The sequence below is a fragment of the Arthrobacter sp. AL12 genome (genome assembly GCF_029960645.1).
GTDB lineage: Bacteria > Actinomycetota > Actinomycetes > Actinomycetales > Micrococcaceae > Arthrobacter.
In genome coordinates, this window is record NZ_JASBQY010000006.1 from 121,462 (window position 1) to 142,789 (window position 21,328).

18 protein-coding genes are annotated in these 21,328 nt (G+C 68.8%); 4 read left to right on the top strand and 14 right to left on the bottom strand.

Annotated features, from left to right (window positions below):
- Positions 1-94: 94 nt before the first annotated feature.
- From QK291_RS09125 to QK291_RS09145, 5 genes are all read right to left on the bottom strand, one after another.
- Positions 95-1,102 carry a glycerate kinase gene (locus tag QK291_RS09125; protein ID WP_282381021.1) on the bottom strand — a complete coding sequence of 336 codons (1,008 nt, stop codon included), beginning with the start codon at positions 1,100-1,102 and terminating at the stop codon, positions 95-97.
- A gap of 4 nt (positions 1,103-1,106) precedes the next feature.
- Positions 1,107-2,039, bottom strand: coding sequence for a 3-keto-5-aminohexanoate cleavage protein (locus QK291_RS09130; RefSeq protein ID WP_282381022.1), 933 nt, complete (start codon positions 2,037-2,039; stop codon positions 1,107-1,109).
- Positions 2,040-2,083: 44 nt separating this feature from the next.
- Entirely contained in the window at positions 2,084-2,848 is a 765-nt protein-coding gene (locus tag QK291_RS09135) for an SDR family oxidoreductase (RefSeq protein ID WP_282381023.1), read from the bottom strand.
- 102 nt (positions 2,849-2,950) lie between these two features.
- Positions 2,951-4,273, bottom strand: coding sequence for an MFS transporter (locus tag QK291_RS09140; protein WP_282381024.1), 1,323 nt, complete (start codon positions 4,271-4,273; stop codon positions 2,951-2,953).
- A 113-nt stretch (positions 4,274-4,386) separates the two neighbouring features.
- A complete protein-coding gene (locus QK291_RS09145) occupies positions 4,387-5,445 on the bottom strand; it encodes a LacI family DNA-binding transcriptional regulator (RefSeq protein ID WP_282381025.1) in 1,059 nt (352 codons plus the stop codon).
- A gap of 444 nt (positions 5,446-5,889) precedes the next feature.
- Here QK291_RS09145 and clpB point away from each other — a divergent pair, with 444 nt between their 5' ends.
- A complete protein-coding gene (gene clpB, locus QK291_RS09150) occupies positions 5,890-8,559 on the top strand; it encodes an ATP-dependent chaperone ClpB (protein ID WP_282381026.1) in 2,670 nt (889 codons plus the stop codon).
- Between the two features lie 89 nt (positions 8,560-8,648).
- Here the strand turns inward: clpB and QK291_RS09155 are convergent, their stop codons facing one another.
- Positions 8,649-9,197 (bottom strand): septum formation family protein, encoded by a 549-nt coding sequence (locus QK291_RS09155; RefSeq protein ID WP_282381027.1) that lies wholly within the window; start codon positions 9,195-9,197, stop codon positions 8,649-8,651.
- Between the two features lie 752 nt (positions 9,198-9,949).
- Between QK291_RS09155 and QK291_RS09160 the strand changes: the two genes are divergently transcribed.
- Both QK291_RS09160 and QK291_RS09165 read left to right on the top strand, forming a co-directional pair.
- Complete coding sequence (locus QK291_RS09160; protein WP_282381218.1) at positions 9,950-10,183, top strand: DUF3073 domain-containing protein; 234 nt, start codon at positions 9,950-9,952, stop codon at positions 10,181-10,183.
- 122 nt (positions 10,184-10,305) lie between these two features.
- Entirely contained in the window at positions 10,306-11,088 is a 783-nt protein-coding gene (locus QK291_RS09165; RefSeq protein ID WP_282381029.1) for a VOC family protein, read from the top strand.
- 91 nt (positions 11,089-11,179) lie between these two features.
- Here the strand turns inward: QK291_RS09165 and purM are convergent, their stop codons facing one another.
- The 3 genes from purM to QK291_RS09180 form a co-directional block, all read right to left on the bottom strand.
- Entirely contained in the window at positions 11,180-12,352 is a 1,173-nt protein-coding gene (gene purM / locus QK291_RS09170; RefSeq protein ID WP_282381031.1) for a phosphoribosylformylglycinamidine cyclo-ligase, read from the bottom strand.
- Complete coding sequence (gene purF, locus QK291_RS09175) at positions 12,349-14,034, bottom strand: amidophosphoribosyltransferase (protein ID WP_282381033.1); 1,686 nt, start codon at positions 14,032-14,034, stop codon at positions 12,349-12,351. Before purF ends, purM begins: the two co-directional genes overlap by 4 nt.
- A gap of 78 nt (positions 14,035-14,112) precedes the next feature.
- Positions 14,113-14,457, bottom strand: a complete 345-nt coding sequence (locus QK291_RS09180) for a hypothetical protein (protein ID WP_282381035.1) — start codon at positions 14,455-14,457, stop codon at positions 14,113-14,115.
- A gap of 100 nt (positions 14,458-14,557) precedes the next feature.
- On the opposite strand from QK291_RS09180, the gene QK291_RS09185 reads away from it, so the two are divergent.
- Entirely contained in the window at positions 14,558-15,406 is an 849-nt protein-coding gene (locus QK291_RS09185) for a methyltransferase domain-containing protein (RefSeq protein ID WP_282381037.1), read from the top strand.
- A 129-nt stretch (positions 15,407-15,535) separates the two neighbouring features.
- Here QK291_RS09185 and bcp read toward each other — a convergent pair whose 3' ends face one another.
- The 5 genes from bcp to gcl all read right to left on the bottom strand — a co-directional run bounded on the left by bcp (position 15,536) and on the right by gcl (position 21,074).
- Positions 15,536-16,015 (bottom strand): thioredoxin-dependent thiol peroxidase, encoded by a 480-nt coding sequence (gene bcp / locus QK291_RS09190; RefSeq protein WP_282381039.1) that lies wholly within the window; start codon positions 16,013-16,015, stop codon positions 15,536-15,538.
- Positions 16,016-16,094: 79 nt separating this feature from the next.
- The gene (locus tag QK291_RS09195; RefSeq protein WP_282381041.1) at positions 16,095-16,751 is read right to left on the bottom strand and encodes a winged helix-turn-helix domain-containing protein; all 657 of its coding nucleotides are present in this window, start codon (positions 16,749-16,751) and stop codon (positions 16,095-16,097) included.
- Positions 16,752-16,759: 8 nt separating this feature from the next.
- Positions 16,760-18,103, bottom strand: a complete 1,344-nt coding sequence (gene allB, locus QK291_RS09200; protein ID WP_282381043.1) for an allantoinase AllB — start codon at positions 18,101-18,103, stop codon at positions 16,760-16,762.
- On the bottom strand, positions 18,096-19,280 hold the full coding sequence (locus QK291_RS09205; RefSeq protein WP_282381045.1) for a glycerate kinase: 1,185 nt from the start codon (positions 19,278-19,280) through the stop codon (positions 18,096-18,098). The genes allB and QK291_RS09205 overlap by 8 nt, the downstream gene beginning before the upstream one ends.
- Positions 19,281-19,283: 3 nt before the next feature.
- A complete protein-coding gene (gene gcl, locus QK291_RS09210) occupies positions 19,284-21,074 on the bottom strand; it encodes a glyoxylate carboligase (RefSeq protein ID WP_282381047.1) in 1,791 nt (596 codons plus the stop codon).
- Positions 21,075-21,328: the final 254 nt, after the last annotated feature.

Consider the following 21,328-nt stretch of genomic DNA (forward strand, 5'->3'; position numbering starts at 1 on the left):
TCCTCGACCGCTCCACGGAACTGGTCCGCCGACATCGGGCCAGCCCCCATCAATCGACGGTCGGCTCCTTGGGGGAGCCGACCGTCGAAATGGTTTAACGGGGCTGGGGTGCCAGGTGGGGACTCAGAGCCTCGGTCTGGACGATTTTGGCGCCGGCGGCCACCATCGCGTCCGCATCGCTGGCGACAATAACGTCGTCGAAATTTCCGGCGAAGTCGCCCAGGTCCGACCCGAGGGAGCCGACCACGGCGTAAATGCGCTTCGCGGCGGAGCGGGAGAGGATTGCCGCGACGATCTTGCCCTGGCCGGTTTGGGAATCCAGCTGGCCCTCCCCGACTACGACGGCGCTGCAGGCGGCGAGGTGCACGTCGAAGTCCAGGAGATCCAACACGTAGTCCGCGCCGGAGACCAGAGCGGCGCCGTAGCGGGCCCACATACCGCCGGAGAAGCCACCGGCAGCGCCGGTCCGGTCCAAGGTGCGCGGGTCGCGGCCCTGGTCGCGGGCAAAGACATCTGCCAGCTCCGCAAGGCGCCGGCTGAGCGCCGCCACCGTGGCCGAGTCGGCGCCTTTCTGTGGCCCGAAAACCCGGGCCGCGTCCGCGAAGCGGGTAGTCACGTCGCTGAGGATGACCACCTCGGCCCCGTTCAGTCCGCCGCGCTCCTCGATGGCGGCGATCGCTCCGGCTCCGCCGTCGGTGGTGGCGGAGCCGCCGGCTGCCACCAGGATCCGACGGGCTCCCGACCGGGCGGCCTCGGCCATCAGCACGCCGGTGCCGTAAGTGCTGGCCGCTATCGGGTCCCGCCCCCTGCTGGAGGGGAGGTTGAGCCCGCTGGCCGCGGCAAGCTCGACGACGGCTGTGCCGTCTGCGGTCAGGCCGATCGCCGCTGTCAGCGCGTCACCCCACGGCCCGATGGTGCTGACTGTGACCGGCGGGGCGCCGAGGCCCCGGACCATCACGTCAAAGGTGCCCTCGCCGCCGTCGGCCACCGGCAGCTCGACGGCGTTGCCGCCGGCGGAACGGATCCCGGCGGCAATGTGCCCGGAAACCTCGACGGCGGTGAAAGTCCCCTTGAAGCTGTCCGGGGCAACCAGGATCTTCATCGGCTCAGAAGCCGACCTTGTCGCGGCCCTTGAGCTGCAGCATTTCGCGGGCCTCATCCGGGGTGGCGATCTCGAAGTTGAGGGCCTCCAAGATGGTCCGGATCCGGGTGACCTGCTGTGCGTTCGACGTCGCCAGTTGTCCGGGTCCGATCCAAAGCGAGTCCTCCAGCCCCACCCGGACATGGGAGCCCATGGCCGCGCCGATCGTGGCCAGCGGCATCTGATTCTTACCGGCTCCGAGGATGGACCATTCGTACTCGTCGCCGAGGAGGCGGTCCGCGGTGCGGCGCATGTGCATGAGGTCCTCAGGGTGGGCGCCGATCCCGCCGAGCAGGCCGAATACCGACTGGACGAACAGCGGGCCCCTAGCCAGGCCGCGGGCGTGGAAATGCGCGAGATTGTTCAGGTGCGAGATGTCGTAGCATTCGAATTCGAAGCGGGTGCCGTTCTCATTGCCGATGCCCAGGATGGTCTCGATGTCCTGGAATGTGTTCTTGAAGACGAGGTCGCGGCTCTTTTCCAGTCCTTCCCGCTCCCAGCCGTGGGCGAACTCAGAGAATCGGTCCAGCATCGGGTAGAGGCCGAAGTTCATCGAACCCATGTTGAGGGACGCGAGCTCGGGCTTGAACAGGGCCGCGGGCTGCATGCGCTCTTCCACGGTCATGTGCGGGGAGCCGCCCGTGGTGATGTTGATGACGGCGTCGGTGTTGCGTTTGAGCTTGTCCAGGATCGGGGCGAAGTGTTCCGGGTCTTGGGAAGGCCGGCCGTCCCGGGGATCGCGGGCATGCATATGCACTATCGCGGCTCCGGCCTCGGCAGCGCCGATGGCGGCGTCGGCGATCTCATCTGGGGACACTGGAAGGTACTTGGACATGGACGGGGTGTGGATGGCGCCGGTGACGGCGCTGGTGATGATGACTTTGCGGGCTGCAGCCATGGGAAGGTCTCCTAGGTTGGGGCGAATTTTCCGGGTGGGCTGGATCAGTAGAGTTTCTCGGTATTGCCGTCGACGGCCAGGGCCTGGCCGTTGACGTTGCGGGCCATGTCGCTTGCGGCGAAGGCGGCCATGTTGGCGATGTCCTCGGCTTCGATCAGCCGCCCCAGCGAGGACTGGTTGTGGTAGAGGTCGGAGACCTGGTCCGCCGGGAGATCCAGCATCTGGGCCTTGGCTGCGATGACGGCGTCGATCCGGGGGCCGTTGACCGCGCCGGGGCAGATGGCGTTGACCCGGATCCGGTCGGGGCCGAGCTCGATCGCGAGGGTCTTGGTCAGACCGATGACGGCCCACTTCGACGCCGAATAGGCGCTGCGGCCTGCCATGCCCAGCCGGCCGGCAGCGGAGGAGAGGTTCACGATCGAGGCTTCCCGGCCCCGCCGCAGCATCGGCAGGGCGTGCTTGATGCAGAAGAACTGGCCGTGGATGTTGACGTCGAAGGTGGCTTTCCATGCGGCCGTGTCCAGCGATTCGAGGGGACCGGTGGGCCCTGCGATGCCGGCGTTGTTGACGAGGATGTCCAGGCCGCCCAGTTCAGACTGGACCAGGGCCATGATTGCTCGAACCTGGTCCTCGTCGGAGACATCGCTGACGGCGGCGGCGAGGCCGTTGACACGGGCCTTCTCGACGGCGTCGGGGTCAATATCCGTGACGAAGACGGCGGCGCCGAGCTCCTGGAACTTGGTGGCGATGGCCAGGCCGATGCCGTTGGCACCGGCGGTGACGAGCACCCTTTTTGAGCTGAAATCCATGACGTTTCCTTGCGTTTTGTGGAGCGGTGGACAAGCCTGCTGACGCCCGCGGGGGCGCGTCGGCAGGATCGTCGGTGCGGAGTGGCTTGGCGGGACGGTTGATTAGTGGGCGGCGGGGGCCAGCTGGGGCTTTTCGGTGCCGCGCTTGAGCATGAGCGAAAGCAGGGCACCGATGATGCACATGCCTACGATGAACCAGAGCCCGGAGAGCTTGGAGCCGGTGGCGTCCTGCATCAGTCCCATGACGTAGGGTCCGAGGAAGCCGCCGGTGAGGCCGATGGTGTTGACGAAGGCGATGCCGCCAGCGAGGGCGGCGCCGGTGAGCCGGGTGGCCGGGTAGGTGAAGAGGATCGGCTGCAGGGCGAAGAAGTTGAACGCGGCGAGGCAGAAGCCGATCATGCCAAGCACGGGGCCGCCGACTGCACCGAGGGCGAATCCGGCGACGATGCCGATCATCGTCCCGGTGACAAGCAGGCGGGAACGGCGGCCGTCGGTGGCGAATCGGGGGATCAGCAGGGCTCCGGCGGCGGAGAAGATCCACGGAATGGCCGTCAGCAGACCGATCTGCAGCGGGTTGAGCTTGCCGTAGGTGCCGATGATGGAGGGGAGGAAGTAGGACAGGGCGTAGACGGCGATCTGGTGGGTGAAGTAGATACCGACCACCAGGAGGATTTGCTTGTCCTTGAGGACGTCGCGGAGGCGGTGGTTGCCGGATGCTTCGGCGCCGGCCTTTTCCTCGGCGGCGATGCGGGATTCGAGGTCGGTGGCTTCTTCAGGGGTGAGGAACGTTGCCTGGGTGGGGCGGTCCGGGAGCTTCTTCCAGACCACGTAGGCCAGGAGGCAGGCGGGCAGGCCTTCGATGATGAACATCCACTGCCAGCCGTAAAGCCCACCAAATCCGTCGAAGGAAGTCAGGAGCAGGCCGCCGAGCGGGGCGCCGATGATGTTGGCAATGGAAACGCCGAGCAGGAACATTCCGTTCGCTTTGGCCCGGTCCTTCACGACGAACCACTGGGTTAGGAAGTACATCACGCCGGGGAAGAGCCCCGCCTCGGCGATGCCGAGCAACATCCGCATGATGTAGAAGGACCACTCGCCCTGCACGAAGGCCATGCCGGCGGAGATGATGCCCCACGTGATCATGATACGCATGATCCAGAAACGCGCGCCCACCTTGTGCATGATCAGGTTGGACGGTATTTCGGAGAGGGCATAGGTCAGGAAGAACAGCCCGGCGCCGATGCCGTAGGCAGTGGCGGAGATGCCCAGGTCGATCTCCAGCCGGTCCTTGGCCATGCCGATGTTGGTGCGGTCCAGGAACGCCATGATGTAGGCGCCGATGAGGAGTGGCATGACTCTGCGGAGGATCACACCGTTGATTTCCTTTGGTGTGCGCATCTTCGTTGGTGCGGATACAACTGACATGGGTCTTCGTCCTTGAATTGGGGGTCATGGCAAGTGGATGGGCGGTTCGGGCAGCCCGGAGGGCAGCAGGGCAAGAGCCAGGGTGGCTGGCCGGAGGTGTGGTGTTGGCGGAGCTAGCGGGAGGGTGGGGTGCAGCCGCAGGTCCGCCCGATATGCAGGCGGTGCGGGCACACCTTGGAGGAATAACCAGCTGAGGGAGCTTCGATGCGTTTGAGCAGCATGGCGAAGGCCTCGTGGGCCATTTCCTGCTGCGGCTGGACAATGCTGGTCAGGTTGATGAGTCCGGAACGGCTGTGTGGCAGGCCGTCGCAACCGGCGACGGCGACGTCCCCGGGAATACGGAGTCCACGGGCCAGGGCGTACTCCATGACACCAATGGCCAGCTCATCGCTCCCGCACACGACGGCCTGCGGCGGTGTTCCCCCAGAGAACAGACGCTCCGCCGCAAGCCGGCCGCCTTCGTTGTTGACCCGTGTGCTGATCTTGCGGTCGCCGCTGATAGTGATGCCGGCGGCAGCGGCGGTGCGGACGAACGCCTGTTCGCGGGCCAGCGAGGCGGTCGAGAACCGTGGGCCGATGACGGTGGCTATCTCGGTGAAACCATGACTCAGCATGTGCTGCATCAGCATCGTTGCGGCGGCATCGTCGTCGATCCCGACAAAATCGGAATCGAGGAAGTCAGCGCGCCGCGAGAGGCAGACATAGGGAATCCGGGCTGCTCGCAGGGTACGGAGCGCGGTGGCGTCGTCCCGGAGTGACGCGGCCAGGATGATGCCGTCCACGTTGCGCGTCGCGAGGGTCGATGTGACCTGGGCGAGCACATCCGGATCGTCCTGGGTGGTAGCGACGAACACTTCGTAGCCGGACTCGGCTGCAGCGGAAATGACACCCTGGGCCCACCTCGGAAACATGGGGTTGATGATGTTCGGCAGGATCAGGCCGATCACCCGGGTCCGCTGAACATCGGTGGACTGTGAGGACTTGCGGGGCCTGAAGCCCAACTCGTTGGCCACATGGTTGATGTGGCGGCGGGTTTCCGGCGAGACGCCACCCTTGCCGTTCAGGACATACGACACCGTCGCCTGGGAAACGCCGGCGGCGCGGGCCACAGCAGCGGCGGACACCGGCGGTGCGGGTCGGTTTGTGGCGACGCTTGTGGCGTGGTCCTGCATGTCCCGCCCTCCTTCCAAGTCGTTCGCTGCCTCTGTGACCTCAGTTACACTAGGGATCCTCTTGAGTGTTAAGCAACGTTAAGTGATTAGCCGACTTTCTCCCGAATGGACTGCGGGCATGCCCACTCCTTCGGGCTGCCCGGGTGAGGGCATGCCAGGCTTGGGCCACTCGTCCACTCTGGGCAGGGGACATGTCCGTTCGCCCGCACCTGCCCTTGGGGACATGTCCAGCCTTGGGCCCGGGGAATGGGCATATTGGGACTGTGTCCAGCGGCCCGCGCGCACGGAGGGCATGTCCCCCGGGCGCGGCGGGTGGGCGCGCGGGGACTCCGGCCCTAGACAGCAGTTTCGCCGTCGGCAAACATGAATCCAAATGGACCCTGCGCAAAGTTGAGCGGAGTAGACTCAACTTTAATATCTGCATGTTCCCGGAAGGAGCTCTCTTTGGACGCCAAATTCACCACCAAGAGCCAGGAGGCTCTTGCGGCAGCCGCCATGAACGCCTCGACGGCGGGCAACCCGCAGCTTGAGCCCGCCCATCTGCTCAAGGCGCTCATGGACCAGCGCGAGGGTGTGGCCGTGGCGCTCCTCCGCGCCACCGGCACGGACCCGGATTCCGTCAGCGTCCAGGCCAGCACCGCGATCAAGGCCCTGCCGTCCACCTCCGGCAGCTCGGTGCAGCAGCCGCAGCTGTCCCGCGCCGCTTTGCAGGCCATCAAGAACGCCCAGAACGAGGCCGGGCGGCTCGGCGACACCTTCGTCTCCACCGAGCATCTGCTGCTGGGGCTCGCGTCCGGAAGTGACGCGGTCGGCAAGCTGATGCGCGACGCCGGCGCCTCCCACGAGGCCCTGCTCGCGGCCCTCCCGGGTGTCCGCGGCGACCGCAAGGTGGACACTGCCGACCCCGAAAACACCTTCCAGGCCCTGGAGAAGTACGGCACCGACCTCACAGCGATTGCCCGCTCCGGCAAGCTGGATCCGGTGATCGGCCGCGACGCCGAGATCCGCCGCATCATCCAGGTGCTGAGCCGCCGGACCAAGAACAACCCCGTCATCATCGGCGAACCGGGCGTCGGCAAGACCGCCGTCGTCGAAGGCCTGGCCCAGCGGATCGTGGCCGGCGACGTGCCCGAAAGCCTGCGCGGCAAGACCCTCATCGCACTGGACCTCGCGTCGATGGTGGCCGGCGCGAAGTACCGCGGCGAATTCGAGGAGCGGCTCAAGGCCGTCCTGGAGGAAATCAAGAGCTCCGAGGGCCAGATCGTCACCTTCATCGACGAGATCCACACCGTAGTGGGCGCCGGCGCCACCGGGGACAGCTCCATGGACGCCGGGAACATGCTCAAGCCCATGCTGGCCCGCGGCGAACTGCGCCTCATCGGCGCCACCACGCTGGACGAGTACCGCGAAAACATCGAGAAGGACGCCGCGCTGGAACGCCGCTTCCAGCAGGTCTTCGTCGGCGAGCCGAGCGTGGAGGACACCATCGGCATCCTGCGCGGACTCAAGGAGCGCTACGAGGCGCACCACAAGGTCGCCATCGCCGACTCCGCCCTCGTCGCCGCCGCCACCCTTTCCAACCGCTACATCTCCGGCCGCCAGCTCCCGGACAAGGCGATCGACCTCGTCGATGAGGCCGCGTCCCGGCTGCGGATGGAAATCGATTCCGCCCCGGAGGAGATCGACCAGCTGCGCCGTTCCGTGGACCGGCTGACCATGGAGGAACTGGCCCTGGCCAACGAGACCGACCCCGCGTCGGTGGAGCGGATGGCCGCGATCCAGGCGGACATGGCGGATAAGAAAGAAGAACTCGCCGGGCTCAACGCCCGCTGGGAGGCCGAGAAGGCGGGCCTGAACCGCGTCGGCGACCTCAAGGCGCGGATCGACGAACTGCGCTCCGCCGCCGAGAAATTCCAGCGCGAGGGCGACCTCGAGGCCGCCTCCCGGATCCTGTACGGCGAGCTTCCCGCCCTGGAGCGGGAACTGAACGAAGCCGCCGAGGCGGAGTCGGCCCGGGTGGCCGGCGGCGGGGCCAAGCAGGAACTCATGGTGGCCGAGGAGGTCACCGCCGACGACATCGCCGAGGTGATTTCCGCCTGGACCGGCATCCCCGCCGGCCGCATGCTGCAGGGCGAGAGCCAGAAGCTGCTGGAGATGGAGCACATGCTAGGCCAGCGGCTCATCGGCCAGACCAAGGCCGTCACGGCGGTTTCCGACGCCGTCCGCCGCGCCCGGGCCGGGATCAGCGACCCCAACCGGCCCACCGGCTCCTTCCTGTTCCTTGGCCCCACGGGTGTCGGCAAGACCGAGCTGGCGAAGGCCCTGGCCGACTTCCTGTTCGACGACGAACGCGCCATGGTGCGGATCGACATGTCCGAATACTCCGAGAAGCACTCCGTGGCCCGGCTCGTCGGGGCGCCCCCCGGTTATGTGGGCTACGAGGAAGGCGGCCAGCTCACCGAGGCCGTCCGCCGCCGCCCGTACTCCGTGCTGCTGCTGGACGAGGTGGAGAAGGCCCACCCCGAGGTCTTCGATATCCTCCTGCAGGTGCTCGACGACGGCCGGCTCACCGACGGCCAGGGCCGCACCGTGGACTTCCGCAATGTGATCCTGGTGCTCACGTCCAACCTCGGCAGCCAGTTCCTGGTCGACCCGGCCCTGGACGCCGACGCCAAGCGCCGGGCCGTCATGGCCACCGTGCACGCCTCCTTCAAGCCGGAGTTCCTGAACCGGCTCGATGAGGTGGTGCTGTTCGACCCGCTGAGCGTCGAGGAGCTGTCCCGGATCGTGGAACTGCAGGTCAAGGAACTGGGCGAACGCCTCAAGGGCCGCCGGCTCAACCTGGAAGTCACCGAGGGTGCCCGCGCCTGGCTCGCGGTGACCGGCTTCGACCCGGCCTACGGCGCGCGGCCGCTGCGCCGCCTGGTCCAGCGCGAAATCGGCGACCGGCTGGCCAAAGCCATCTTGGCCGGCGACATCATGGACGGCGACACAGTGCTGGTGGACACCGCACCGGACCTCACGGAGCTGACGCTGGGCGGCGTCGAGGCTTCGGACCGGCCCGACGGCGGCGCCTCCACCGGCAGCGGGCTCTCCGTCCGCCGCAAGGACTAACGCGGCATAAACAGGACCTGCCAGCCGGAGCGTGCTCCGGCTGGCAGGTCTCTTGTGCAGAACCCCGGGGAGGGGCCGGCGGGACCCCTCTAGGGGACCAGCGATTCCATGATGACGTTCCCGGCATCCGCGGTCACGTAGCAGTCCACCCGGCGGTCGCCGTTCTCCCAGCTCGAGGAGCTCGGGTAGGCGTTGCGCTGCAGCAGGTTGTACGTGGTGGCGGCAGCGGTCAGCTGCGCGTTGCGGCACGTCTCGCGGCCCTTGTCCTTCAGCACGTCCAGACCGGGATAGGCATCCGGTGCCTCATAGTGGTGGACCGCGATCAGCTGGGCCGAGTGCCCCGTGGCGCAGTCCACAATGGTGGACTGCGGCGCCTCCGGATCGAAATCCTTGAAGCAGTCGCCGCGTTGTAAGTCCAGCGGGCCGACCCCCTCAAGCGGCAGCGGTCCCCGGCTCGCGGGGGCTGCCGACGTCGCGGCGGCAGCGGGCGCAACGTCCGCCGCGGGCTGCTTCGGGCTGCCGCCCAGCGAGGTCACCCCCCAGATGAGCAGACCCAGTACGACGACGACGGCGGCGGCCAGGGCGGCGCCGATCCGTGTGGAACTCTGGCGGCGTACCCAGCCGCCTAGCTGTGACACCTTGTCCGAGGCAACCTTTGCGGCCCGGGCCAGAGCGGCGGTCGCGGTGGCAGCGGACCCTGCAGCGCGCGCTTTCGCGGCGCCGGCGGCGGCGGTCCCTGCAGCGCGCGCTTTCGCGGCGCCGGTGGCAGCGGTCCCTGCAGCACCCGCAGCACTCGCAGGACCCGCGGCGGCCCCCGGGGCGCGCCAGGCACGGCGGGGGCCCGGCTGCCCGGCGTCGGGCCCGTTGACCGGCGGCGCGGAGGGGCGGGCGGGCAGCTGCGTGGGAGGGCCGGGCGGCGGAGCAGCCGGCTGACCGGACGGCGGGGTTGCTGGCGGCACAACGGGCGGCACAACGGGCGGCGCGGACGGTCTCGGGGGCACGGCGGACGGTGCGGCAGGCGCGGACCGACCGCCGGGTCCGCCGGCCGGGGGAACCCCAGGCATGCCGGCGTTGCCGGGCCTTTCGTTCTCTTCGGTCACTGAGAATTCACCACTTCCGTGCATCTGGGCCGCGGCGGGACGCCCGGCGGTGGGACCCGTTTCCGGAAGTCCACTAGGGAACTCTATCGAAGATGCCCGGCGCCCTGCATGCCGCCCGGGCGCCGTCCGGAGCAGTGGTCCGGCCCACACCGCCGGGAGCGGCCGTCGCGGGGAGCAGTTACCGCTGAAAGCATGTAATCTAGGTGTACGACAAATTGACCAAACATTCCGGGGCCTCACTAACGCCAATGGTGACCACCTCCGGTCCGAGTACAAAAGGGGGTCACGCCATGGGGCGCGGCCGTCAAAAGGCAAAAGCTACCAAGCAGGCTCGGGACATCAAGTACTACTCCCCGAACACTGACTACACTGCTCTTCAGCGCGAGCTCAAGAGCTCTGAGGTCCGTGCGCCGAGTCGTTTCTCGAGTGAGCCTGTCGAGCCGGATTATTCGGCCTATGTGGATAAGTACGCGGACGATGTGGAAGAGGACGACGACGAGGTTGATTCCCGTCGGATAGGTTAGTCGACACTTCTTTCCGGCATGCACCTCCGCCAGCGGATTGCCGACCACATGATTTCAGGCCCGCCGGCCACCCCCAGCAACGGGAGTGGACGGCGGGTTTTCTGCTACCCGAAAGGACCGCCATGACCATGCGCACGGGCTTCACCGAGGGGGAAATCTGCTGGCCAGACCTCCAGGCCCGCGACGTCGCGGCGGCCAAGGCTTTCTACGCCGCGGTCTTCGGCTGGCGCTTCGAGGACCTGCCCACCCCGGACGGGCGCAGCTACGCCCAGGCATTCCTGGGCGAGGACCTGGTCGCCGTGATCGCACCGCAGAACCCACAGCAGCTGGCCGTCGGGGCTCCCGGCCAATGGAACGTGTACTTCGCGTCCTCCGACGCCCGGGAGCTCGCCGACGGCCTGGGCCACGCCGGCGGAACCCTGGAGTTCGGTCCCGAGGAGGTAGGCGGCACCGGCGTGATGGTATTCTTCGCCCCGCCCGGCGGCGGCACCACCGGCGCCTTGCAGGCCGGCAGCCACTTCGGCACCGTCCGCAGCGGGGAGCCCGGCGCCCTGGCCTGGGCCGAACTGCTGACGCCCGAGCCGCAGTCCGCCGTCGGGTTCTTCCAGCAGCTGTTCGGCCAGGACGTGACAGAGTACCCGCAGGACGACGGCGGCAAGTACAGCACGCTGGTGGTCAACGGCGTGGAGGTAGCCGGCATCGCTGCGGTCCCGGCTGATGCCGAGGGAACGCTCAAGCCGGGGTGGCAGGTGTACTTCGGGGTGACCAGCGTCGCGAGGGCAGTCGCGGCGGCCGAGGCTGCCGGCGGCACCGTCCTGATCGCACCGGACGAGGCCGAGGAAGCCGGCACCATCGCCACCCTCGAGGACCCGCAGGGCGGCGTGTTCAGCGTCCTGGAGGTCTGACCCGGCTTAAACCGATCGAGTGCTCCACAACTGCCGTTTTGGAGGTGCTAAACGGCAGTTGTGGAGCACTCGATGGGGGTTTGGGTGGTGTTTAGGCGTAGGTGTTGACCAGCCGGACGGCGCCGCCGTCGACGCCCTTGGCGCCTTGGACGTAGTCCGGTCCGGTCTTGACGACGGAGTCCGAGTTTTCCTCCACGGTGCCCATGACCCAGGCCGGCAGTCCGCGTTCGTTGAGCCGGTTTACGGCGGCGTCGGCGGCCTCGGGGGAGACAATCGCCACCATGCCCACGCCCAGGTTCAGGGTGCGCTCCAGGTCGGCCAGCGGGACGTTGCCCAGCTCGGCGACCAGCCGGAAGATGGCCGGAAGCTGCCAGGTGGCGCGGTCCACGGTGGCCAGCAGGCCCTGCGGCAGGACGCGGGCCAGGTTGGCGGCGAGGCCGCCGCCGGTGACGTGGCTGAAGCCGTGCACGGCCTGGCCGGCTGCGGAGCCGTTCACCGGGAAGGTCCGGGCCAGGTCCAGGCAGTCGGCGGCGTAGACGCGGGTCGGTTCCAGCAGTTCCTCACCGAGGGTGCGGCTGAATTCGGAGACGTGGCGGTCCAGGGCCCAGCCGGCGTGGTTGATGACGCGGCGGACCAGGGAGTAGCCGTTGGAGTGCAGCCCGGAGGAGGCCATGCCGATCACGACGTCGCCGGCGCGGACGCGGTCCGGGCCGAGCAGGTCGGCGGCTTCGACCACACCGGTGGCGGCGCCGGCGACGTCGTACTCATGCTCACCCAGCAGGCCCGGGTGCTCGGCGGTTTCGCCGCCCACCAGGGCGGTGCCGGCGACGGAGCAGGCGGCCGCGATGCCGCGGACGATGTCCGCGATGCGCTCCGGGACGACCCTGCCGCAGGCGATGTAGTCGGTCATGTACAGCGGCTCGGCGCCCACCACCACGATGTCATCGACCACCATGCCGACGAGGTCGAAGCCGATGGTGTCGTGGATGTCCATGGCCTGGGCGATGGCGACCTTGGTGCCGACACCGTCGGTGGAGGTGGCCAGCAGCGGGCGCTTGTAGGTGAGCAGCCGCGAGACGTCGTACAGGCCGGCGAAGCCGCCGACGCCGCCGACCACCGAGGAGTTGTGGGTCGCCTTGATGGCGCCCTTCATCAGTTCGACGGCGCGGTCGCCCGCTTCGACGTCGACGCCGGCGGAGGCGTAGGTGATGCCGACGGCGTTCTGGGCGGCGTTCATGTCAGCGGCCGGGGAGGCGGAAGTCATACGGGCTCTTTCTTGTCGGCAGCAATGGTCCGATTAATGCGATCGGCATCGGTGAGCAGTTCTTCGAATTCGGCGTCCGGGCCCGGATCGCAGCCGGTGGCGCCGGGTTTCTCGGCCGGATCCTCGGTGGCGCTGATGCCGGCGGCCGCTTCGGCGGCGGTTTCCGACGCTTCGGCGCCGAGGGCGGCATCGCCGGCGGCGGCGGGGAGCCCGCCAAGGTCGGTGCGTTCGAGCAGGTTCTTGCCCGGCTTCTCGGCGCCCGGGAGCTCGATCGGGTACTGGCCGGTGAAGCAGGCGGTGCACAGGCGTTCGCGCGGCTGCTGCGTCGCGCCGATCATGCCGTCCTCGGAGATGTAGGCCAGGGAATCGGCGCCGATGGCCTGGGTGATCTCCTCAACCGTGGCGCCGTTGGCAATCAGCTCAGCCCGGGAAGCGAAGTCGATGCCGTAGAAGCACGGCCACTTCACCGGCGGGGAGGAAATCTTGATGTGGACGCTGGCGGCGCCCGCCTCGCGGAGCATCCGGACGATGGCGCGCTGGGTGTTGCCGCGGACGATCGAGTCATCCACGACCACCACGCGCTTCCCGCGGATCACGGATTCCAGCGCATTGAGTTTGAGCCGGATCCCCAGCTGGCGCAGCGTCTGTGAGGGCTGGATGAACGTGCGGCCGACGTAGGAGTTCTTTACGAAACCGTGCGCGAACGGGATGCCGGATTCCTCGGCGTAGCCCACGGCCGCGGGGGTGCCGGACTCCGGCACCGGAATGACGATGTCCGCTTCCTGGGTGTTCTCGCGGGCCAGCTGGCGGCCCATTTCCACCCGGGACTCGTACACCGAGCGGCCCGCGATGGACGCGTCCGGCCGGGCGAGGTAGACGTATTCGAAGACGCAGCCGGCCGGCGTCGCCTCGGCGAAGCGCTCGGAGCGGACGCCGTCCTCATCGATCGCGATGAACTCGCCGGGCTCGATTTCGCGGATGAAGCTGGCGCCGACGGTGGCGAGGGCGGACTGCTCGGAGGCAACCACCCAGCCGCGTTCCAGCCGGCCCAGGCAGAGCGGGCGGACGCCGTACGTGTCGCGGGCCGCGTAGAGCGTGCCTTCATCCATGAAGACAAAGCAGAAGCCGCCCTTGATCCTTGGCAGCAGCTCCATCGCGGTCTGTTCGAGCGACTTGCCCTCTTCGCCCTCCAGCAGGGCGGTGACGAGGGCCGTGTCCGAGGTGTTGCCCTGCTTCATTTCGCCGGTGAGCTGGCCGCCGTTGCGGTCCACGATCATGGCCTTGAGCTCGGCGGTGTTGGTCAGGTTGCCGTTGTGCGCCAGCGCTACGGTGCCGGTCGCGGTGGCGCCCAGGGTGGGCTGCGCGTTGGCCCAGTGGCTGGCACCGGTGGTGGAGTAACGGCAGTGGCCGACGGCCAGGTGCCCGGTCAGGGTGTTGAGCGTGGTCTCGTCGAAGACCTGGGAGACGAGCCCCATGTCCTTGTAGACGTTGATCCGCTTGCCGTCGCTGGTGGCTATACCAGCCGACTCCTGACCGCGGTGCTGTAGTGCATACAGCCCGTAATAGGTGAGTTTTGCAACCTCTTCACCGGGAGCCCAGACCCCAAAGACGCCGCATGCGTCCTGAGGGCCTTTTTCGCCAGGGAGAAGATCATGAGAGAGTTTTCCATCGCCGCGTGCCACTGGTCGATTATCTCACGTTGTGCGCCGGGTCTTGCTCGGCGGCAGGTTTATGACCTGCTGGGGTTGGCTTCCGGCCGGTCAGGCCTCCGGCTGGTCCCCGGTGTCGGGCACGGAATCGGGAACGGATTCGACGACGGCGCGCCTGGCCCTGCGGACGCTCAGGCGGTCCAGGATGAGCGCCGCGGCGCCGCCGAGGATGACGCCGCCCGCGCCGCACAGGATCATAAAGAAACCGAAGACTGCCCCGGCATCGTAGGCTGCATCGCCCGGGAGCCCGTAGGCGAGGAAGGCGGCCACGGCGAAGCCCAGGAGCCCGCCCAGAACCAGGAAGGGCACGTACTTCGGCGCCCGGCGCACGGTGACTTCGCGCCGTTCGGGGACGTGCTGTTCGCCTGCGGTGCCGGGGTTTTCGGGGGTAGACATGCCGTTAAGACTACTGCCCCGCCAGCCATTGCTCCCGCCGGGGCGGCGGGGCACACTAGGGGGTGGGGGAGGGTGCGGTCCGGGCGTAGGGAGTCGCACCATGTCAGTCACAGCGGACAGCATCCGTGACCAGCAGCGCACCATCTGGGACCACTTCGCGGCCGGCTGGCAGAAATGGGACGCCGAACTGCTCGGCTGGCACGGCCCGTTCGGGGACGCCCTGATTGAGGAGGCCCGGCTGCAGCCGGGTGCCTCGGTGCTGGACGTTGGATCAGGAACGGGGGAGCCCGGGCTGACGGCGGCGGCCCTGGTGCCGGACGGCCGTGTGGTCCTGACCGACATTTCAGCCGGGATGCTCAAGGTGGCCGAGCTGAAGGCGTCGGCCAGGGGCCTTCACAACGTCCGCTTCGAGGTCTGCGATGCCGCCGACCTTCCGCTGGACGACGAGTCCTTCGACGCCGTGTTGTGCCGCTTCGGATTCATGTTCTTCCCCGCGATTTCGCCTGCGCTCCGGGAGATGGTCCGGACGGCCAGGCCCGGGGCGCGGATCACGGCTGCCGTGTGGGGCCGGGCCGCTGAAAACCCGTGGGCCAGCCTGATCCTGGGCACACTGGCCCACCACTCGGAGCTTCCGCCGCCGCCGGCAGGGACACCGGGGTTGTTCCGGTATTCCGCGGCAGGGCTGATGTCCCGCATGTTCCGCGAAGCCGGCTTGGTCGAGGTCAGCGAACGGAAAGTCAGCACGAACCTGGTCGCCGAGTCCCCGGAACGCTACTGGGAGTTCATGACCGACATCGCGACCACCGTGGCGATGGGGCTGGCCAGGTCGGACGCGGAATCCCGGGAGCTGATCCGCTCCGACGTCTTCCAGCTGCTCCGCCGCTACGAGCACGACGGCGCCATCCGACTCCGTTCCACGGCCACCATCGTGGCGGGGACGCGCGCCTAGCCGGTTTCCGCAGCACTTTCGGACAGGCGCGGCGCGGATCCGGCGTGCGCGCGTCCGAAAGCGCCGCGGAATCGCCGGGTGCCCAAACGGCGTGCGCGCGTCCGAAAGCGCCGCGGAATCGCCGGGTGCCTAGACGCCGAGCTCTGCCTTCAGCGCGGCGACGTGGCCCTGCGCCTTGACCTGGTACTGCGCCAGCGTCACCTTGCCCCCGGGGTCGAGCACCACGGTGGAGCGGACGATCCCCTCGGTGACCTCGCCGTTGACCAGCTTCTCGCCCCAGGCGCCGTAGGCCAGGGCCACGGCGTGGTCCTCGTCGGCGAGCAGCGGGAAGGTCAGGGCGAAGTCGCCGGTGAAGTGCGCCAGCGCCTCCGGCCCGTCGGGGGAGACCCCCAGCACTTCATAGCCGGAACCCTGCAGGGATGCCAGGTTGTCGCGGAAATCGCAGGCCTCGGTGGTGCAGCCCGGGGTGGCGGCCTGCGGGTAAAAATAGACGATGACGTTCTTGCCGCGGTAGTCCGCCAGCGCGACCTTCTGTCCCGCGGCGTCCGGAAGAGTGAAGTCCGGGGCGGCGGTTCCGGGCTGGAGTTTGACGGTCAGCTGGGGGCTCATGGGTGTTCCTTCGTGGTCTTTGAGGGGTTCGTTCGCGGAGGTCTGCGGAGGAAGCGGTCTGCGCTGCACAACCACGGGTTCAGATGCTGTATTCCGCCGGTCCGCGCACCTTGATGTGGGGCCCGGGGACAAACCGGTAGCCGCCGCCGCGGACCGTGGCGATCGCAGGACGCCCGCCCCGCAGCTTGCGCCGCACCCGGCCCACGTACACATGGATGGACCGGGACGCCGCCGCGGGGGAATCGAACGATTCGAGGAACAGCCGCAGCTCCTCCCGGCTCACGGTGCGGGAGCAGTTCTCCGCAAGATACCGCAGCAGCTTGAACTCGACGCCGGACAGCGGCACCCGCAGCCCGTCCAGCCGCACCTCGCCCGCGGCAAGGTCCACGGACACCAGGCTGCCGGACCCGGACGACGGCGGCAGGTGGGGGGCGCCGCCGTCGTCCTCCTGCGGGGAATCCTGCGCAGCGGACGACGACGGCACCCGGGTTCGGCCGCCGGCGGTGGTAGCAGCCCCGGGGGCGGGCCAGAGCCGGACGTCCGCCCCCGGGGCAAGCTTCAGGGCGCGCGCCAGCAGCAGCTGCGCCGCCCGCGCCATTGCGGCCTCATCGGGGTCCCGGCCCTCGCCCGGCGTCACCCAGACGGCCAGACCGTGCGCCCGGAGCCGCGGTCCGGAGGCCGGACCCGGCTCCCGGTGCGCATCTATGCCTCGTGGGGAATGGGCTTCGGATGCCATCGAAGCCCTCAGACGCCGCCGCGGCGCAGCAGCTGTCCGCTCGGCGTTCGGCCGTCGATTTCGTGGCCCCGCAGGAAGGTCCTGCGGACCACACCGGAGAGTGCCTTGCCGTCGTACGGGGTGATGGGGTTTTTGTGCTTGAGCTTGGAGACGTCCACCACGAAGGCCTCGTCGGGGGCGAAGATGGAGAAATCGGCGTCGTACCCCAGGGCCAGCTGGCCCTTGGTGTTCAGCCTCGCCAGTTCGGCGGGCTTCCTCGCCATCCAGGACACCACCTTTTCCAGCGGAATACCGCGGTGCCGGGCCTCGGTCCAGATCAGGGACAGGCCCAGCTGCAGCGAGGACACCCCGCCCCACGCGACGGCGAAGTCGCCGTTTTCCAGGTCCTTGAGGTCCAGGGTGGACGGGGAGTGGTCCGAGACGATGCAGTCGATGGTGCCGTCCTGCAGGCCCTTCCAGAGCAACTCCCGGTTCGAGGCCTCGCGGATCGGCGGGCAGCACTTGTACGCGGTGGCCCCGTTGGGGATTTCCTCGGCCATCAGGGTGAGGTAGTGCGGGCAGGTCTCCACCGTGAGGCGGACGCCGTCGCGCTTGGCGCTGGCGATCATCGGGAGGGCATCCGAGGAGGACAGGTGCAGGATGTGGGCGCGGGCGCCGGTCCAGCGGGCCCGTTCGATCACCTCGGCGATGGCCTTGTTCTCCGCGCCGCGGGGCCGGGACGCGAGGAACGTCGCGTACTGGTCACCGCCCGGGTGCGGGGCACGGTCGATCGCGCGGGAGTCCTCGGCATGGACGATCATCAGCGAATCGAAGGACTTGAGCTCGGCCAGGTCCACTTCGAGCTCCTCGGCGTCCAGGTGCGGGAACTCGTCCACGCCGGAGTGCAGCAGGAAGCACTTGAAGCCGAAGACGCCCTCGTCGTGCAGCGGGCGGAGGTCCGCCTTGTTGCCGGGAACCGCGCCGCCCCAGAATCCGACGTCGACGAACGCCTGGTCCTCGGCCACCTCGCGCTTGAGTTTGAGGCCGTCCACCGTGGTGGTGGGCGGGATGCTGTTGAGCGGCATGTCGATGATGGTGGTCACGCCGCCGGCCGCCGCGGCCCGGGTGGCGGAGGCAAAGCCCTCCCACTCGGTGCGGCCTGGCTCGTTGACGTGGACGTGCGTGTCCACGAGGCCCGGAAGCAGGGTTTCGTCCTCCGCGAGGTCAATGACTGCGGCGCCGGACAGCCCGTTGCCGAGGGGTTCGATCGCCACGATCTTGCCGCCGCGCACCCCCACCTCGCGCGGCGCGATGCCCGCCGTCGTCAGGACGCGCTGCCCCCGGATGACGAGGTCGAAGGTTTCTTCAGACATTCAGGCGCTCCTTGCTCGTGGCCGTGCGGCCGGCGGGCGGCGCCGCCAGCTGCAGGCCGATGTTCCGGCCGAGGCGTTCCAGCAGCGCTGCCGCCTCCGCTATACATGTGTCTACATTGCTTTCGAGCTCCGTCAAAGCATGGACCGCGCGGAACCCGGCAGCGGTGAGCTCTCTGGGGCCGAGCGTGGTGCGTCCGCAGACGGCGATGACCGGAATGCCGGCCCGCGCCGCCGCCCGGGCAACGCCCACGGGGGTTTTGCCCAGCAGGCTTTGTTCGTCCAGGCTGCCCTCGCCGGTGATCACCAGATCGGCACCGGCCAGGCGCGCCTCCAGCTCGGTGAACTCGAGGACGACGTCGATGCCCGGCCGGCGCGTGGCCGCCAGGGCCGCGATCGCGGCGTAGCCAGCCCCGCCGGCCGCCCCGGCGCCCGGGGCCTGCGCGGCCTTGACCGCCCGCGGCCCGATCTCGCCCGCCAGCACCTCCACGAAGTGGGCCAGCGCGGCGTCGAGTTCCTTCACGTCCGCCGGGCTGGCGCCCTTCTGCGGCCCGAAGACCGCGGCGGCACCCTCGGGGCCGAGGAGCGGGTTGTCGACGTCGCTGGCGAGCACAAAGCGTGTCTCGTCCAGCCGCGGGTCGAAACCGGTGAAGTCGATCCGGTCCAGCCGGGCGAGGGCGCCGCCGCCGGGCGGCAGCTCGCGGCCCGCGCTGTCGAGCAAGCGGGCGCCGAGGCCCTGCAGGACGCCGGCGCCGCCGTCGGTGCTGGCGCTGCCGCCCACGCCGAGGATGATCTGCCGGCAGCCCGCGTCCAGGGCCGCGCGGACCAGCTCGCCGGTGCCAAGACTCGTGGCGCCTGCGGCGCTGGCCGAGTCCGGCTGGCTGCCGGGCAGGGCCGCCAGCCCGGACGCGGCCGCCATCTCGATGACCGCCTCCCGGCCGCGGACCGCGAAGCCGGCGGTCAGCGGTTCCCCGGTGGGTCCGCTCACGACGGCGCTGCGGCGGGTGAAGCCGGAGCCGACGGCCGCATCGAGGGTGCCTTCGCCGCCGTCGGCCACCGGAATCAGGAGGACGTCCAGGTTGGAGCCCATGGCCGACTGCAGTCCCGCCGCCAGGTGCCGGGCGACGTCCGGCGCGGAGAGCGAGCCCTTGAACTTGTCCGGAGCTATCACAACACGCATGTCCTACGCCTGCAGGGCCAGGATGGCGGTGGGGGCGTCCGCGCGGGTTTCGGCCAGCGCCTCGAACTCGTTCACCGCGTTGATTTCCACACCCATGGAGATGTTGGTGAGCTTCTCCAGGATCACTTCCACCACCACGGGAACCCGGAACTCGCCCATCAGGGCCTGGGCCTTGTCGAAGGCGGACGCCAGGTCGCTGGGGTCCTCCACCCGGATGGCCTTACAGCCCAGGCCCTCGGCCACCTTGACGTGGTCCACGCCGTAGCCCCTGGCGGTCGCCGAGAGATCCGTGGAGTTGATGTTCTCGAACGCCAGGGACACGTTCTGCTCCATGTTGAACCCGCGCTGGGACTGGCGGATCAGGCCCAGGTAGGAGTTGTTGACCACCACGTGGATGTAGGGGAGGTTGAACTGCGCGCCGACGGCCAGCTCCTCGATCATGAACTGGAAATCGTAGTCACCGGACAGGGCGACGACGGTCTCCTCCGGCTTGGCGCGCACCACGCCGAGGGCGGCTGGGGCGGTCCAGCCCAGGGGGCCGGCCTGGCCGGCGTTGATCCACTTGCGCGGCCCGAACACGTGCAGCATCTGGGCGCCGGCGATCTGGGACAGGCCGATCGTGGAGACGTAGATGGTGTCCTTGCCGAACGCCTTGTTCATCTCCTCGTACACGCGCTGCGGCTTGATGGGGATGTTCTCGAAGTGCGTCTTGCGGTGCAGGGTGGCCTTGCGCTCCGCGCATTCGGCGGCCCAGCCGGAATAGTCCGGCAGGCTGCCCGCAGCCTGGCGTTCCCGGGCCAGCCCGATCAGGCCCGTCAGGGCCGCGCCGGCGTCGGAGGCGATGCCCAGGTCCGGGGAGAACACGCGGCCGATCTGGGTGGGCTCGATATCGATGTGCACGAACGTCCGGCCGGCCGTGTAGGTGTCCAGGCCACCGGTGTGGCGGTTGGCCCAGCGGTTGCCGATGCCGATGACGAAGTCGGAGGCCAGCATGGTCTCGTTGCCGTAGCGGTGCGAGGTCTGCAGGCCCACCATGCCGGCCATCAGCGGGTGGTCGTCGGCGATCGCGCCCCAGCCCATCAGGGTCGGGATGACCGGAACGCCGAGCAGTTCGGCCAGCTCCACCAGTTCCGCGGACGCGCCGGCATTGATGATGCCGCCGCCGGCCACGATCAGCGGGTGCCGCGCCGCGGTGAGCAGGTCCAGTGCCTTCTCCAGCTGCCGGCGGCTGGCCCGCGGCTTCTCGACGGCCAGGGGTTCGTAGGCGTCGATGTCGAACTCGATCTCGGCCATCTGCACGTCGATGGGCAGGTCCAGCAGCACCGGACCCGGGCGGCCGGAGCGCATCAGCTGGAAGGCCTTCTGGAAGGCGCCCGGCATCTGGCCCGGTTCCCGGACGGTCATGGCCATCTTGGTGACCGGTTTGGCGATGGACTCGATGTCCACGGCCTGGAAGTCCTCCTTGTGCAGTTTGGCCACCGGGGCCTGGCCGGTGATGCAGAGCATGGGGATGGAATCGGCCCAGGCCGCGTAAAGCCCGGTGATCATGTCCGTGCCAGCGGGCCCGGAGGTGCCGATGCAGATGCCGATGTTGCCGTCCTTGGCCCGGCTGTAGCCGTCGGCCATGTGGCTGGCGCCTTCAACGTGGCGGGCCAGGGTGTGGCGGATCCCGCCGTGGTTCCGCATGGCGGAGTAGAACGGGTTGATGGCCGCGCCGGGCAGGCCGAACGCCTCGGTGGCGCCCTCCTTTTCCAGGATGGCGACGGCAGCGTCTACGGTGCGCATCTTAGTCATGGTTTACTCCTTGGAAGTCTGTTTTTGGGTGTGCTGAAGGAAGTCCCGGCGAACCGTCGCCGTCGCGGGGCACTTTGGTGGCCTCGGCGTCGCAATTCACGACGGCGGCCGGCGTGTCCGTGTCGAAGTGCCCCCGGACCGCGGGTGGCTGGACGGACGGGCGGCCGGATTGCGGCGGCAGGCGGCAGGCGGGTGGCTGGGGTGGCTGGACGGACGGGCGGCCGGATTGCGGCGGCAGGCGGCAGGCGGGTGGC

Coding starts and splice junctions, on each gene's coding strand:
- gcl (WP_282381047.1), bottom strand. CDS start 21,074: ATGACTAAGATGCGCACCGTAGACGCTGCCGTCGCCATCCTGGAAAAG.
- QK291_RS09130 (WP_282381022.1), bottom strand. CDS start 2,039: ATGGCTGCAGCCCGCAAAGTCATCATCACCAGCGCCGTCACCGGCGCC.
- QK291_RS09165 (WP_282381029.1), top strand. CDS start 10,306: ATGACCATGCGCACGGGCTTCACCGAGGGGGAAATCTGCTGGCCAGAC.
- QK291_RS09135 (WP_282381023.1), bottom strand. CDS start 2,848: ATGGATTTCAGCTCAAAAAGGGTGCTCGTCACCGCCGGTGCCAACGGC.
- QK291_RS09125 (WP_282381021.1), bottom strand. CDS start 1,102: ATGAAGATCCTGGTTGCCCCGGACAGCTTCAAGGGGACTTTCACCGCC.
- QK291_RS09160 (WP_282381218.1), top strand. CDS start 9,950: ATGGGGCGCGGCCGTCAAAAGGCAAAAGCTACCAAGCAGGCTCGGGAC.
- QK291_RS09180 (WP_282381035.1), bottom strand. CDS start 14,457: ATGTCTACCCCCGAAAACCCCGGCACCGCAGGCGAACAGCACGTCCCC.
- QK291_RS09140 (WP_282381024.1), bottom strand. CDS start 4,273: ATGTCAGTTGTATCCGCACCAACGAAGATGCGCACACCAAAGGAAATC.
- allB (WP_282381043.1), bottom strand. CDS start 18,103: ATGTCTGAAGAAACCTTCGACCTCGTCATCCGGGGGCAGCGCGTCCTG.
- purM (WP_282381031.1), bottom strand. CDS start 12,352: ATGACTTCCGCCTCCCCGGCCGCTGACATGAACGCCGCCCAGAACGCC.
- QK291_RS09185 (WP_282381037.1), top strand. CDS start 14,558: ATGTCAGTCACAGCGGACAGCATCCGTGACCAGCAGCGCACCATCTGG.
- QK291_RS09145 (WP_282381025.1), bottom strand. CDS start 5,445: ATGCAGGACCACGCCACAAGCGTCGCCACAAACCGACCCGCACCGCCG.
- QK291_RS09205 (WP_282381045.1), bottom strand. CDS start 19,280: ATGCGTGTTGTGATAGCTCCGGACAAGTTCAAGGGCTCGCTCTCCGCG.
- QK291_RS09195 (WP_282381041.1), bottom strand. CDS start 16,751: ATGGCATCCGAAGCCCATTCCCCACGAGGCATAGATGCGCACCGGGAG.
- bcp (WP_282381039.1), bottom strand. CDS start 16,015: ATGAGCCCCCAGCTGACCGTCAAACTCCAGCCCGGAACCGCCGCCCCG.